The organism is Roseivirga sp. 4D4 (assembly GCF_001747095.1).
In the GTDB taxonomy this organism is placed as follows: Bacteria; Bacteroidota; Bacteroidia; order Cytophagales; family Cyclobacteriaceae; genus Roseivirga.
The window spans coordinates 3,771,285-3,786,428 of sequence record NZ_MDGP01000001.1 but is presented as its reverse complement, the minus strand read 5'-3'; the positions used below and the strand labels follow the sequence as shown (position 1 = coordinate 3,786,428).

General features: G+C 42.5%; 13 protein-coding genes. 2 read left to right on the top strand and 11 right to left on the bottom strand.

Annotated elements, in window-relative coordinates; translation table 11 throughout:
• The first annotated feature begins 31 nt into the window (after positions 1 to 31).
• On the top strand, positions 32 to 856 hold the full coding sequence (locus BFP97_RS16430) for a universal stress protein (RefSeq protein WP_069843464.1): 825 nt from the start codon (positions 32 to 34) through the stop codon (positions 854 to 856).
• Positions 857 to 858: 2 nt separating this feature from the next.
• Here BFP97_RS16430 and BFP97_RS16425 read toward each other — a convergent pair whose 3' ends face one another.
• The 11 genes from BFP97_RS16425 to BFP97_RS16375 all read right to left on the bottom strand — a co-directional run bounded on the left by BFP97_RS16425 (position 859) and on the right by BFP97_RS16375 (position 14,264).
• A complete protein-coding gene (locus tag BFP97_RS16425) occupies positions 859 to 1,722 on the bottom strand; it encodes an aldose 1-epimerase (RefSeq protein WP_139135342.1) in 864 nt (287 codons plus the stop codon).
• A gap of 106 nt (positions 1,723 to 1,828) precedes the next feature.
• A complete protein-coding gene (gene xylA / locus BFP97_RS16420) occupies positions 1,829 to 3,157 on the bottom strand; it encodes a xylose isomerase (protein WP_069843462.1) in 1,329 nt (442 codons plus the stop codon).
• Positions 3,158 to 3,166: 9 nt separating this feature from the next.
• Positions 3,167 to 4,651 (bottom strand): xylulokinase, encoded by a 1,485-nt coding sequence (locus BFP97_RS16415; protein ID WP_069843461.1) that lies wholly within the window; start codon positions 4,649 to 4,651, stop codon positions 3,167 to 3,169.
• A gap of 55 nt (positions 4,652 to 4,706) precedes the next feature.
• On the bottom strand, positions 4,707 to 5,480 hold the full coding sequence (locus BFP97_RS16410) for an HAD-IIA family hydrolase (protein WP_069843460.1): 774 nt from the start codon (positions 5,478 to 5,480) through the stop codon (positions 4,707 to 4,709).
• Positions 5,481 to 5,493: 13 nt separating this feature from the next.
• A complete protein-coding gene (locus BFP97_RS16405) occupies positions 5,494 to 6,447 on the bottom strand; it encodes a Gfo/Idh/MocA family protein (RefSeq protein ID WP_069843459.1) in 954 nt (317 codons plus the stop codon).
• Between the two features lie 83 nt (positions 6,448 to 6,530).
• Positions 6,531 to 7,130 carry a class I SAM-dependent methyltransferase gene (locus BFP97_RS16400; protein ID WP_069843458.1) on the bottom strand — a complete coding sequence of 200 codons (600 nt, stop codon included), beginning with the start codon at positions 7,128 to 7,130 and terminating at the stop codon, positions 6,531 to 6,533.
• A gap of 123 nt (positions 7,131 to 7,253) precedes the next feature.
• Positions 7,254 to 8,687 (bottom strand): outer membrane beta-barrel protein, encoded by a 1,434-nt coding sequence (locus BFP97_RS16395; protein ID WP_069843457.1) that lies wholly within the window; start codon positions 8,685 to 8,687, stop codon positions 7,254 to 7,256.
• Positions 8,680 to 9,234, bottom strand: a complete 555-nt coding sequence (locus BFP97_RS16390) for an RNA polymerase sigma factor (protein ID WP_069843456.1) — start codon at positions 9,232 to 9,234, stop codon at positions 8,680 to 8,682. The genes BFP97_RS16395 and BFP97_RS16390 overlap by 8 nt, the downstream gene beginning before the upstream one ends.
• Positions 9,235 to 9,401: 167 nt before the next feature.
• The gene (locus BFP97_RS16385; protein ID WP_069843455.1) at positions 9,402 to 11,804 is read right to left on the bottom strand and encodes an ABC transporter permease; all 2,403 of its coding nucleotides are present in this window, start codon (positions 11,802 to 11,804) and stop codon (positions 9,402 to 9,404) included.
• Positions 11,805 to 11,977: 173 nt separating this feature from the next.
• Complete coding sequence (locus tag BFP97_RS16380; RefSeq protein WP_255399563.1) at positions 11,978 to 12,688, bottom strand: TIGR04283 family arsenosugar biosynthesis glycosyltransferase; 711 nt, start codon at positions 12,686 to 12,688, stop codon at positions 11,978 to 11,980.
• Between the two features lie 22 nt (positions 12,689 to 12,710).
• Positions 12,711 to 14,264, bottom strand: a complete 1,554-nt coding sequence (locus BFP97_RS16375; protein WP_069843453.1) for a hydroxymethylglutaryl-CoA reductase — start codon at positions 14,262 to 14,264, stop codon at positions 12,711 to 12,713.
• A gap of 252 nt (positions 14,265 to 14,516) precedes the next feature.
• On the opposite strand from BFP97_RS16375, the gene BFP97_RS16370 reads away from it, so the two are divergent.
• The gene (locus tag BFP97_RS16370; RefSeq protein WP_069843452.1) at positions 14,517 to 14,978 is read left to right on the top strand and encodes a MarR family winged helix-turn-helix transcriptional regulator; all 462 of its coding nucleotides are present in this window, start codon (positions 14,517 to 14,519) and stop codon (positions 14,976 to 14,978) included.
• Positions 14,979 to 15,144: the final 166 nt, after the last annotated feature.

Sequence of the window (15,144 nt, the reverse complement as noted above, 5' to 3'; positions counted from 1 at the left end):
ATATCATTTAACAGACTTAAAGGAGGTAACGATGAAAAAGCTATTAGTACCCGTTGATTTTTCCGAATGTTCAAAAAACGCCTTATCGAATGCCGTACAAATTGCAGAAAGAATGCAAATGGAGGTTCTTCTATTTCATTCTGTCATTGTACCGATCGGGCTAGCCGAGGGAGTGCCCGTAGGAAACATTGGTTATGATTTCGAAGAGTTGGAGAAAAGCTCACGGAATAGGATCGAAGAACTTATAGACAAAACTCCCTCTTTATCAAAGGTTCCTCATCGCAGTATTATTCAGTATGGTTCTCTTCATGAAAGCATCAATGAACTTTCTAAGGATGAAGAGATCGCACTGATTGTGATGGGAACTCACGGTGCAAGTGGAATCGCAAAGGCGCTGATCGGAAGCAATGCCTACCATGTGATTAAGCATGTTGAAATTCCTGTCATTGCATTGCCTGAAGACGCAAATGTTAGCAGAATGAAGCACATTGCTTTGGCCGGTGACTATCGCAATGTTCCCGACCATGACGCGATCCACCTAGTAGTAGATATTGTCAAGGCTTTTCTAGCACAACTGCATGTCATTCATATCGACAAAGGAGATGTATTGGTTAAGGAGCAAATAGATATTGCCAGAAGTATGGACAAGTACTTAAAGCATATCAACCATTCATTTCACTTCAGGAAATTTGATGATGTGGAAGAAGGACTTTTGGAATTCGCCAAGGAGGCCAATGTTGAAATGATCGCCATGATCTCTAAACACCATAGCTTTTTGGATAGACTAAGGCACGCAAGCCATACTAGAAAGATGATTCTGGATATTCCCATGCCGATCATGGTTATCCATGATTAGTACTATTTTGGAGCGGAAAGCGAAACACCAAAACACAATACCAAAGATTGCTGAGGTTCAACTAGACTGAGGCCTTCTTTGGTATTTAGTGCATTGATATTACCTGTCATTGGTTCAATGGCAATCGTTCGCCTATCATCAGGGGTGAATACTTGAACATAGGGGTGCTGATCATCTTGCCATACTTCAAGTAAGCTTTTATCCGGATAAATCAGATGGGTATAGTTTCTATCTTCTTTTTTGACAAACTTGAAGCAGTTGTCAAGCTTCAATTCTGAAATCTCAGCCCCTTCCTCGAGGGTACGATATGGCGTCATTTTCCCTGTTGGAATCATATGCTCATCTACTTCTATCAAATCCACTCCATGCATGTGAAGTGAGCCCAATTCATTGTCATCAGGCAAATTGAAATAGGGGTGCCAACCAAAAACACAAGGTAGTGCTGAAGAACCTGTATTGAGAATAGTGACCTTGACGGATAAACCTCCAGAAATCAATTCATAACGAAGATTTATCTCACAAGGAAAGGGGTAGTATGGCAGCTCACCCTTATATATATGTACCAATTCTATATGACTATCTCCCAGAGACTTTACTTCAAATGTACGATCATGGAGCATACCATGAAGTGCATTGGGTAAACCGAAATCGTTTAAGGGAAATTGGTAGTTCTTCCCTTCGAATTCAAAACTGCCTGATGCCAATCGATTGGGAAATGGGAACAGTAATGAAGACTGATAATGATAGCCCTCCTGAGGGCTGATAACAGTCTTTGTAATTCCATCTATAGAAAGGGTCAACTCGCGAATAGCCCCTCCCATAAAAGAGTCTAAGCTTAGGTACTGACCATGGCTTTTAAGTTCCAAGGCTACAAAATTTCTAATCGTTTACTTAATAATCATGTACAAGTATATACATGTACTCCAATCCTCTTGATAAAGCTAGAGTTAAATCACTAGGAAACCAATGGTCCTAGATATACTGATTGATAATATTTTCGAAGAGCTCCTGTTTCCCACTTGTCAGTGGCAACTCTCCATTAGTCGCTGCTATTTGATGTAAGTCATTCAGCGAAAGTTTCCCTTGCTCAAACTCCTGACCCTGAGCTTGGTTAAACGATGCATATCGATCGGCCAGCATCTGATTGTATTTGCTTTCTGAGAGAATTTTATCCGCAATGATCAATGCCCTTGCAAAAACATCCATACCTCCAATGTGAGCCAAAAAGATGTCTTCGAGATCAGTTGAGTTCCTTCTCGTTTTTGCATCGAAATTGATGCCTCCACCCTGGAGTCCTCCTGCTTTCAGGAACACAATCATGGCTTGCGCCAATTCATTGAGGTTGTTAGGAAACTGATCGGTATCCCAGCCATTCTGATAATCTCCCCTGTTGGCATCCATACTCCCCAGCAAACCTACATCCGCTGCTACCTGCATTTCATGTTCGAAAGTGTGCTGTGCGAGTGTAGCATGATTAACCTCAAGGTTCAACTTAAAATCATCCATGAGATCATACTGTCTCAGAAAGCCAATTACTGTAGCTGCATCAAAATCGTATTGATGCTTAGACGGCTCTGCCGGCTTAGGCTCAATGAAGAAATTACCTTTAAAGCCCTGACCTCGTGCGTAGTCTCTCGCCATATGGAGAAATTGCGCCATATGATCAAGTTCTGCCTTCATATTGGTATTGAGCAGTGACATGTAGCCTTCTCTTCCTCCCCAGAATACGTAGTTTTCACCTCCCAACTTGATGGTAACATCCAACGCATTCTTTACCTGTGCACCCGCATAGGCTACTACCTTAAAGTCCGGATTAGTGGCTGCCCCATTCATGTATCTTGGATTGGAAAAGAGGTTGGCAGTACCCCAAAGCACCTTGACGCCAGATGCCCTTTGCTTCTCCAAAGCATAATCAGATATGATACTTAGCCGTTTCTCGGACTCAGCCAGCGTTGGTCCCTCGTCTATTAAGTCAAAATCATGAAAGCAATAATAAGGAACCCCCATTTTGGTAATGAACTCGAAGCCCGCATCCATCTTGTCTTTCGCTCTTTGAATTGGGTCACTTGAAGCATTCCACGGAAATACTTTGGTGCCTGGGCCAAATGGATCTCCACCCGTTCCGCAGAGGGTATGCCACCAGGCTACCGCAAAACGAAAATGCTCTTTCATAGACTTACCAGCCACTTCCTGATCGGCATTGTAATACTTGAAGGCAAAGGGATTATCTGAGTCTTTTCCCTCAAACGGAATGGACCCTATTCCCTTAAAAAATTCTTGATCACCAGTGATAATCCCCATAGTTGAAATCTATTTTAATTGCGTTTCTAATTTTTTGACCCATAGGTCATAGGCCTTCTCATATGTCCCACTATGCTCAGCAGGTTCTATTGTTTTGATCTTGTCTTGCTTGCCCATTGCTTCTTTCAACTCAGCTAGATGACCCGCCCCGACACCAGATGCCTTGGCAGCACCAGCGGCACCTGTTGTATCAAATACTTCAATAGTGCAGTCCAGGGTAGTTGCCAAAGTCTCTGAAAAAATTGAGGATTGGAACAAGTTATCGTTACCCACTTTCATGGTTCTGATCTCCATACCCATTTGCTTCATAAGGTTGGCGCCATAGGCGAAAGCAAAAGCGATCCCCTCCAATGTCGCACGATAGATGTGGGCTTTATTATGTCGGTTGAAATCAATACCCATTAGGTGGGAACCGATCTCTTTGTTTTCAAAAATTCTTTCTGCTCCATTGCCGAAGGGAAGGCAAATGAGGCCATCGGATCCTACAGGAATTTGAGCCGCCTCCTGTTCTATTGTTTCATACGACTTCTCAGTGGTATCGAGCATCCTGCGTACCCAGCTGTACTGGATACCGGTGCCGTTAATGCAGAGCAAGATACCAATGCTCGCGTGATCTATCGTATGATTGACGTGGGCAAACCCGTTTACGCGGGATTTTATATCATGGATAGCCTCATTGGTGACACCATAAATCACACCTGAGGTACCTGCAGTTGCCGCTACCTCTCCAGCCTTCAAGACATTAAGCGACATGGCATTGTTGGGCTGGTCACCAGCTCTGTAGCTAATCGGTGTACCTGCCTTGAGTCCGAGTATTTTTGAAGCTGATTCACTCAATGTGCCTTGATGCCCAATGGTGTCAACAACAGTTGGTACCAATCGATCTGGTAGGCCTAGTGAATTCATAAGTTCCGTTGAAAACCTATTGGACTCAAAATCCCAAAAAACACCCTCGGAAAGGCCTCCGATGGTTGTGTTCATGCGGTCTGTCATCTTCATGGCGATAAAGTCACCTGGCAACATGAATTTATGTATTCGCTTATATATTTCAGGCTCATTGGCTTCGACCCACTTGAGCTTTGAAGCAGTGAAATTGCCCGGAAGATTAAGTAAATGACTGAGACAGTATTCTTCACCCAACATCGAAACCGCTCCATCTGCCGATGCTGTTGCTCTGCTATCACACCAAATAATAGCAGGGCGAAGTACTTCCATCTTTTCATCAACCAATACCAACCCATGCATTTGATAAGCGATACCGATTGATTGAACCTCTTTTCCATCAACCCCGGCCTCGGAAAGCAATTGCTTAGTAGCCATTTGAAGGTTTTTCCACCAATCCTCGGGGTTCTGTTCAGCCCAACCCTTCTGGGGCGAATCGATCGGCATTTCATGATCAGGATACTTTACCACATGAACAGCCTCATGCGTTTTGGCATTTACTAAAGCCGCTTTTATCGAGCTGCTTCCCACATCATAGCCTAAAAAGTACATGATAGAAATATACTAATTCCAAGGGTCGAAATGACGATCCGAAAGACCAATCTTCTTACCAGGGAATGCTGTCCAATGTCAAATCAGCGATGGACTCGACTACCAAATCAGGCTTGAAAGGAAAATCATTTAGTTGATCGCGACTAGACATTCCACTGAGTGTGAGGATTGTCTTATAACCCACTTGTACACCGCCTTGAATGTCTGTTGAGAGGGTATCACCGATAACGGTCACTTCATCTGTCGCCAGGCCAATATACTTTCTGGCTTGTCGCATCATAACCGGACTGGGCTTGCCCACAGAAAATGCTTTTTTGCCTGTTGCCGCTTCAATCATAGCGACTATAGAAGCAATCCCCAGATTATTCCAGCCTTTCTTTCGGGGTGAAGCATCTAGATTTGTTGCAATGAATTTAGCCCCTTCCAAAATAAAATCGATGGCTTTACGCACCATCTCCAAGGTAAAATTGATCCCTTCACCCACCACTACGAAGTCGGGATCATTTTGCACTAGTGTAAGTCCATTTTCATGAAGGCTGGAGATCAAGCCTCCTTCGCCCAGAACATAGGCCGTTCCATTGGGAAACTGTTGTGCCATGAAGTGAGCAGTGGCCATCGCACTTGTATAGACATTTTTCTCCTCCACATGAATCCCCATTTTCTCCAGCTTACGCACTGCATCCAATGGGGTACGCTGACTATTATTGGTCATAAAAGTGAATGGGATGTTATTGTCTTGTAGCGATTTCACAAAGATATCCGCACCCGGTATCATCTGATCTTCTACGTAGATAACCCCATCCTGATCGATTAAAAATCCTTTTGACATGTCCTTTACTTTTCTAATTGAAGATGGTTGAAAGAATACGTTCTACCAACCTGGCACTCATTAAGCTATCGTTAAGGGTAAATAAGTCTGATTCTGTTTTTCCTTGAAGAATACAGTCTCTTACTTCGATAATTTCGTGTGCATAGCCCGTGCTGGTCATAGGCAGTTCAAAGACCTGAGTTTCATCTCCTTTTACAATCTCATAAGATTCGCCTTTCCAAAACATAGGCATTCTGACAAATCCCTTTTCTCCATAAATACAGGCTTCTTTGTTGGTATGAAGGGCTATACTACCCAGCACCTGAGCCATCCGGTCATTCCCAAAATCAAACTGTATCTGAATGGTTTCATCAACACCTGTACTGGACTTGATGGCGTGTGCTTTGAAGTCTCTAGGCTCCCAGCCAAAAAGATCCGAAACGATGGTCAATGGATAAACACCAACATCGTAAAGGGCTCCCCCCGCTAAATCAGGGTTTAAGAGACGACCATCCTGAGTGAGTTTATCTTCGGATCGAAACCCGAAGCTTGCGGTCATATACTTAACCTCTCCTATTTCTCCTGACTTGACCACCTCGATCGCTTTTCGGTAAGCTGGGAGAAAGCGCATCCACATTGCTTCCATCAAGAACTTTCCGCTTTGCTTAGCCACTTGAGTCATCCGACTGATCTCATCGCTAGAAATCCCCATTGGTTTTTCGCAAAGCACATGCTTACCCGCCTGGAGTGCATCAATTGCATTTTGACAGTGAAAATTATGGGTGGTACTGATATAAACAATATCTACTTGAGGATCGGCCAATAAGGCTTCGTAAGTATCGTAAACCTTAACATTCGGGAATTCCTCCTGCAATGCTTCAGCATTAGACCTCGAAGCAAAAGCATAGGCCACTTCACCATCTACTGCATTAAGACTTTCTAAAAACTTTCTTGCTATTCTTCCGAAACCTAAAAATCCCCAATTCATCTACCTAAGAAAGCAAATTCAATAGAAAGAAGCTTGTGAAATGATACTTTTAAACGCTCACGTTTGCAAGCCTTTCTCAAAGGTCAATCACTTTGAATATTGTGTGTGACCAGATAGGTTTCTTGCCGGAAGAAAAGTAAGAAACGATCGGAACGAATCACTTTCAAATTCAAGTTTAGCAATCTGCATATGGCCTCCCAGCCCTCTCGAGTATTGTTAGTATGTGGGTGTCCTTTGAACTCAAAGTTGAACAGACTATCAGCAAAGTAAGTGAGGTATTGTTGGATCTTGTTTCGGTATACATCTTCGATGATGATGATCTCATTACTTACTCTTGCTACCTCGGATATTATCGCCTGAGGATTTGGCGTATGATGCAAAACAGTTAACAATAGTGACTGATCGAAGCTATTGTCGACAAATGGTAAGGTGGTGCCATCATAGCAAATAGGTTTTAAGTCTTGTTTGATAGAGTGATCCTTGACGTCCACCGGGGTGACATCATAACCCTCCTTTCGCAGTAAATCTGTCACCGTACCGTAACCTGAACCTATGTCTGCAATTGTTTCACCTTTGGAGATTAAGGGCTGAATGCGCTTGATTTTGTTTTTCGCATCCCAATACCAGCCTTTATAAATTATTCTTTTAATGAGGCCCAGTCTTCTGATCGCGCTTAAGCCCATATCGATATAGCAGGTTTGAAATTCATAAGACAGTTCAGCTTGATGCTAAGCTAATGAATACCTGTAAAATGAAAAGGCCCTCATGAAATGAGGACCTCTTCGACTCAATCGACTTGCTAGTAATTATCTTAATTTGATGGCCACATTGGCACCAAAGCTCAAAAACTTCACTCTTCCCTGGCCTATACCAGTCAATGGTAGCTTCATGAATGGCTCAATGGCAAGACCTAATTTCTTGTTAATTGGGGTTTCATAGCCCACACTGAAATTGGCAATGCCAAAGAAGTGGTTGTTCTCGCCTCTGACCTGACCATTTGGTGCCCAATTTGGACTGGGTCGAGTGTACTCGTACTCGTAATCCTCTCTCAACATGAGGTATGTGGATAATCCAGTGCTAATGAACCATTGATTACCATTTTTAGCAGCAAAGTATCTCCGCACGTTGATCGGTATATCAATCACCAAACATCTGGCCAGCGCACTTACCAGATTATCCGAACGCCCTCCAGGCCAGGTGGATGTATCATATTCTTCACCCAAGGCACTATAGTTCTTAACAGAATAGCTTAAACCAGATTGAATACTCCAGTTTCTGGAAAACCTGTATTCAGCCAGCAACCCAATCATGGTACCCGGATCGGTAAAGCCCTCTAAACCTGTTGCGCTTAAGTCTAAAGAAACCAAAGCACCAAACGACCATCTTTTGAATGCCTGCAGACTATCTAAGTCGGCTGTTTGGTAGTTACTAGTGTCTAAAGTCATGGGCTTTAATGACAGATCGAATAGAAAGACGCTAGGTACCCACCTCGGTGCTATGGTTTCCATACCTAACTCGTATAGTTGGGCTTGTTGCTCTCCTATACTGTCCAAAGCACCAATAGGCTGCTCAGGATCAAAATAAGTCACTGCCGAAGTTGATTTCTCCGTTTGTTTCGTTGTAACAGAGCTTACCGATCTGTTGATTTTACTCACATCTGCAGATGATTGGGTTGTGGCGAGCGCGGTTTCTTGACCCGAATTGCGCAAGTTCAAACTAGTTTTATCTTTTACACTCGTCTTATCTGTTGTCACCTCAGTTTCAGCAACCTGATTTTGATCTGTGGTTATACCTCTACTCGCTGCAGCGGTCGCAGAATTGGCTGGTTCGCTTGAAGGTGTATCGGTGTTTTTCTCCTCTTGATTCGGCTCATTTCCCTCTTGAGGTTCAGCCAATGTCTTTTCACTCTTGTCAGCTTTATCACCCTCTGGGTTTACACTTTCCGAATTTTTCTGATCGGTACTTTCTGGATTGTCTTTTTGAATAGCATTTTCGGTCAAAGCAGAATCTGAGGTGGTTTCACCTTCCTTTGCACCACCCGGAATGTAGATGATCAGCAAAACTATAATTGCCAATAATCCCAGTCCACCCCATAGCTTCCACCAGAAGAAACCTTTCTTAGGCGCATCAAGCTTTTGCTCCATCGCACTCCATGCCGATGGGTTAAACTCAAATTGAGCTCCCTCTGCTGCTTCCCTTACAAGCTGTTCTAATCTATCTCCGTTCTTCGCCTCATCCATAATTGTACACCTCCTTACTAAGCAAGGACCTTAGGGCTGCCTTTGCTCGCGTCAAATTCGCTTTCGAAGTACTTGTCGTAATCCCCAACTGTTCAGCAATCTCATGATGCTTGTATCCGTCAATGACGTACAAGTTGAAAACTGCTCTATAGGCTGGGGACAATTGTCCAATTTTCTCCAATATCTCCTGATAGTCCATATCATGATCTGGAGCCACTTGGTCTGTTTCTTCCACCTGTGCTTCCGATATATCGGCCAGATGGTTGTGCTTGGCATTCTTTTTTATATGGTCAATACATGCATTCACTAGAATTCTGCGTAACCAAGGCTTAAAAGGCTTAGTCTCATCAAACTTTTCAATGTTTTTAAAGACCTTCAAAAAACCATCATTAAGCACCTCCACAGCGTCCGCTTCACCTCCGGTGTAGCGCAGGCAAATGCTCATGGCATAGCTATAGAAATTGCTATACAATTCCTTTTGGCTCTGCCTATCATTCTCCTTGCAGCCTAGAATAATCGCTTCCAATAGTTTTTCGATCTTGGTCAAATGTAGCCCTTATGCTCCCTTTACAGCCTGTTATCAAAAAAGGCTGCGTAGTAGAACAAAAAATGCCAATGACTTTTGACAAGTAAAAGTAGTGGAGATTTTTAGAATAGTATCACGGTGGATGACACTTCACAATACTATCCTAAAATCAATGGACGCTTTGGCTGCTATTCGTACCTCAGTGCCTTTATTGGATTGGTTACAGCCGCTTTTATTGACTGATAACTTACCGTCAATATGGCTATAGAAAGGGATACTCCTGCGGCAATCAGAAATGTCACTGCACCTACATTGACGCGCTCCGCAAAATCTTTGAGCCAACCATCCATTAAGAAATAAGCCGCAGGGGCTGCAATCAGAAACGAAATAGAAACCAGCTTAACGAAATCTTTGGATAGCAGAAAAACCATACCGAATGCAGACGCACCTAAGACCTTTCTAATGCCAATTTCCTTCACTTTTTGCTGCGCTGTGAAAGCTGCCAAACCATAGAGTCCTAAACAAGCGATTAGGATGGCTATAATGGCAAAGAAGGTAAATACCTTACTAAAGCTCTCTTCGTTTTTGTATTGCTGATCAAAGTCCTGATTGAGAAAAGAGTACTCAAATATTCTGCCAGGCATTACCTCTTTGAAGGTAGACTCGATACGTTCGATGACATTGGCAAAATTTGCCGTCTCAACTTTCGCAGAAAGATACCCTGGGGTTCCTTGTTGCATTGGCATAATAAAGGGTTCAATTTCATTCTGAACAGACATGAAATAGAAATCTTTCAACACTCCGATGACCCTGCCCTGCCTATTCCGCCAGGCGAGTTGCTTGCCAATGGCATCTTCAGGGCTTGCAAAGCCTAGCCTATTGACACCGGTTTCATTTAAAATAAAGGCCTCATTTAAGTCTGTACCAAATGATTCATCAAATCCTCGTCCAGCAACAAGTTCCAGGTCATATGTATTGATAAAGTCATAATCAACGGTAATAAAGCGCATATCACTCCAATCTGCACTTTGGTCCCAACCCAAGCGTACGACATTATTTCCCATTTCTCTTCCCGGAACACGTGAAGAGAGTGAGACTTGACTCACTTCTGAAAATTGCTCCAACCTGTCTTTCAGTACCTGAAAACCCTGATCAGTTCCTGCGCCAAAACGTGATGGAACAAAAATGACGCGCTCTTTTTCAAAGCCCAGTTCCAAATCTCTCATGTAATTGAGTTGGTTAAACACGATCAATGTGGAGATAATAAGACCTATGGAAATCAAGAACTGCATAACCACTAGTCCTTTCCTTAAGATGATTCCCTTTGAGGATGTCTTAAAGCTACCTTTTAGGGTTTCGGTCGGTTTAAATGCCGATAATACAAATGCAGGATAACTACCAGAAACGAGACCTACAAAGAGCGTTATGCCGATCAATGCCGCACCCAAAAGAACATTTTCAAGGGGATTAAATACTAAGGCCTTTCCTGTGAAGGCATTTAATTGTGGAAGCGCCAACAGCGTAAGCGCAACAGACAAGACTAGAGACACAAAGGCGATGAAGATCGATTCGCTTAGAAATTGGGCAATCAAGTGCTTTCTAAATGCACCCACTACTTTCCTCACGCCAACTTCTTTTGCCCTATTGACTGATCTTGCAGTCGCCAAATTCATAAAGTTGATACATGCAATGATGAGGATAAAAATTCCCACAGATGAGAAAATATAAACATAGGCCTCCTGACTATTGGTTTCAAACTCGGCTCTCACATTAGACCTCAAGTGAATATCATTCAAGGAGGTCAGGAAATATTCTTGTCTATAGCCAGAGCCAGTTTCTTGGTTTAGAATGTACTCGGCAGAAATACGCTTTATCTTTTTTTCAAGCGCTACTGGATCTACACCCGGGGTAGTTTTTAAATAAGTATGGGTATTGAAGTTCCACCAGGTGGGACTGACCCTTCCTGCTGCTCTTAGTGTCTCAAAGGACACTAACATATCAAACTTAAGGTGGGTATTGCTCGGTATTTTATCCAAGACGCCTGTGACTGTCAGCAGGTATTGGTTGTCGGGTAGCTCCAAAGTCTCTCCTACGATATTCGTTCTACCAAAATATTTAAGCGCAGTGGCCTCGGATACTACTGTAGTGTTAGGCTCTTTTAAGGCAGTCAAAGGATTCCCCTCAAGCAAATCATAGTCAAAAACATTAAAGACATTAGAATCTGCATAAACAACAGATTCATAGAAAAGCTCCGTCTGACCAGTCTTTTGCACAACTACATTGGTGTTTCTTTGAAACCTTACTGATTCCAAAATCTCAGGATAATCGCTGACAAAATATTGGGCTACATAGGCTGAAATTGGTGCCCATTTCTCAGAACCTCCATCATTTGGTAGAAAATACTCGCATGAAACGCGATAGATATTATCGGCTTGTGAATGATTACTGTCGTAGGTTACTTCATCTTGTACATAAAGGAAGATTAATAATGAGCAAGTGATGCCTACTGTGAGTCCAAAAATGTTCAGAAAGGCGTAGACTTTGTTCTTTAGAAGAGAACGTAAGGCGATTTTCAGATAGTTTCTGACCATAGTTTTTGAGATTTTGATTCGGCTGTTGTACTAACAGACTTTGGAAATCACAATTCGTTACAGTTACCAACGAAATAATTAAGCAAAGGAAGTCTTACGAAGTATATGGGACACCACAATTACCATATTCATGTGATATACTACTTGTGCAATAGATGGCCTAGAAAGAGTTGCTAGCGTACGTTGCCGTAGAATCGAGCTAGTCTTTTGTTGGAGACGCCAAGTGCCCAAAGGCTAGTGATCGCCACGAATATGATGTTGGACTTTATTACTCCCCATTTGGCCACTCTTCTGTCCGAAGAATACACTTTAGTTTTGATCTGCCGGATTCTGCCAATGCGATTCATTTTGATACACAGGTCAGCTTCTTCCAAAATCATCATTTCTGGATTAAATCCTCCTGAGGAGAGATAATCAGTCTTTCGGCAAAAGAGTAATTGATCTCCGAACAACAGTCTTAGGCCTTTAAAAATAGTTCGGTAAGGGTTGTAAATAAAGGGGGCATAATATGTTTTGATCCTATTATGCCAGGTGGTCATTCGCTGGTGGCAAGTTCCTGTCATGATACTTCGAAAACCAGCCAGTTTTATACGATTGTCACTTAGGGTTTCTTCGACAATCTGTACCAGGTTCTTCGGAGCAAAAGTATCTGCGTGTAAAAAGCAGAGAATATCGCCATTGGCTTCAAGTGCTCCACAGTGCATCTGGGCTGCTCTACCACGTTTAGAAGATCTGATTAAGTGAACGTTTTGCCTTTGAGCTAAGGCGGTGGTGTTGTCATCGCTACCCCCATCCACAACAATCACCTCATAAGGTTTGGGCTCAAGCTTATCCAAACTATCTAGCAGAGCACCGATACAAGTCTCTTCATTATAGGTTGGTATGATGACTGATACTTTCAGCTTACTATGGAATTGAGTTTCTTCCTAAATCTTCATGTGCTGCTACCCAATCTAATGAAGAGATAGCGGCAGCTAGGGAAATTTCGCCAGCCAAGACCACTCCAGCAATGATTTCAGCCAATTTTTTGGCTTTACCGGCTCCATAACAACCGATCATCTCCAAACAGTCTCTTTGCGTTGGAAGTCCAGTCCCTCCACCTACCGTTCCCACGATGAGAGATGGCAAGGTGATGGTACCATAAAGGCTGTTATCTGCGGTGACCTCAGAATGTAAAAATCCTGCCGTACTCTCGGCCAAATTAGCTACATCTTGTCCCATGGCAATGAACATCGCTGCCAAGGCATTGGCGGTGTGTAATCCGTTATTGTTAACGCCAGCCATCATGCCCCCAAGGTTCGCCACCCCTAAGTGCTTTTGTAATTGGTGTGCATCAACACCAAAGTTTTGGACCAGCAATTTTTCTGTAAAGGTTATCTCAGCAATAACTCGCTTTCCTCTTGAGTTCAAAGAGTTGATAAAGGAATGCTTTTTATCACTCGCCATGTTGGATTCCAAAAAGAAGTGCTTGATCCCTTCAAAGGATTCCAAAATCCACTGACAAATCTGGAATGTAGCTTTATTCACCATATTCTGCCCAGCGGCATCTCCGGTAAAGAAGTTGAACCTCAGAAATACATTATTCCCTGCCTGATAGACTTCGACATTTTGATATTTCAAGTGCCTTGAACCCGATTCTGCCTCTGATTTTAAATCGTCAGTAACGGTTTCGATCCATTGACTGAAGTCAACTGCCCTATTCACATTATCGAAAATAAAGACAGGTGCGCGTTGCATTCCGTCCTTTACAACTCGACAGTTCACACCTCCTGACTCATTAACAAGTTTGATCCCTTTATTGTAGGAAGCCACTAATGTCCCTTCCGTTGTTGCTAAAGGGATAAGAAAGTCTCCTTGGGCATGTTCACCATTTATTCTGATTGGCCCAGCGATTCCAAGAGGTACCTGGGCAAACCCGGTCAGGTGTTCAATATTGCCTTGATAAACAGATGTATCATCAATCAACTCATGTATATGTTCTGGATCATTTCCCGTGAAGGATTTTACGAAGTCGAGTCTTTCGGCCATTGCCTCACGACTGTAGTCATCGTCATGATTTCTAGGAATCTTAATCTCTCGTTCTTTCTGAAACTCATTTACCTGATCATTCACTCCAAAGCTCAATGTGCCAAAGGGCTTGGTGTCAAACTTAAAGTCAAGTTCCAAATTAGCCTGGCCATTAAGCTGTGATTTCACAAGCACGTCAAAGCTTTTACCAAGCTTAAGGCCGAACCCATTTTGGGTATTGATTTGATTTACCGATACCCATTCGCCATCTCCTAAGTCTGCGAATACGAGATCTTGTGATATCTCATTGCCTGCAACCTCTATTGCTTTTAGGCCCTGAAAGTGTACATCGATCAATCGGTTCTTGATATTAAATGTGAAGCCTTGATCCACTTTGGTCAGACTACCACGGGTGTAGAGCTTTTTGAGAAGCGATTTAGGTATGAAATTCATAGGGTAGTCAGACTGTAGTATTGTCTGGTAAGTAGATTAAGCCAAGAACCGAAAAACGAAATTAAGAAAATTCAAAAGGGCAACACTGGATATCATGCTATTGTTTGGAACCAATGGTCATGCGAAAGATAAAGACCCTACAATTGTATTCGAACATATTCTGAAATATAGTAGTTAATCTGACTGACGGTTTGATTTGCTCCGGAACCCGAAGTAAATTTGTGACGTTGTCTAGTTGTTAGGAGAACAAAAATGAAAACCAGCGAAAAGAACGTAAAGCAATTCACAGATGCCCTTGAGGCAATGCTTATGAAGATGCAAGAAGTAGATAATTCGTGTATTGAAGTATCGAAAGATTTATCGAAAAGAGAGTTCGGTTTGGTTGTATTGCTTGGTAAGCATAAGTCACTTATCATGAAAGAAGTCGCAGACTTCACAGGAGTTCCTATGAGCACGGCAACTGGAATCGTAGATAAACTGGTCAATAAAGGCTATTTAATGCGTTTCTACTCCGAGGAAGACAGAAGAATCATCAGAATTGGTTTAAGTAAATACGGAAAGGAACTTTACGAAATGCTAGAATCCATGATGAATATGTTCGGCCAACACATCCTGGATGGATTCTCAGACGAAGAGCGACAGCAATTCATTTTTCTGATGCAAAAAGCTACCCAAAACCTCGACTTTAAACTGAAGGCAGAGGCCACTTCCTAATTTTTTTTGAAAATATATTTCGAATTTCGAACTATTTGGGAACTAAAATATACTTCAATCGTATTTTACGTTCATCGAATATCTTAATAACCGAAATATTTTTCGAATGGCTGTCCCCTATCATGACCGAGTGACGTCATTTCGCACAACCAATAGAAATCAAAAT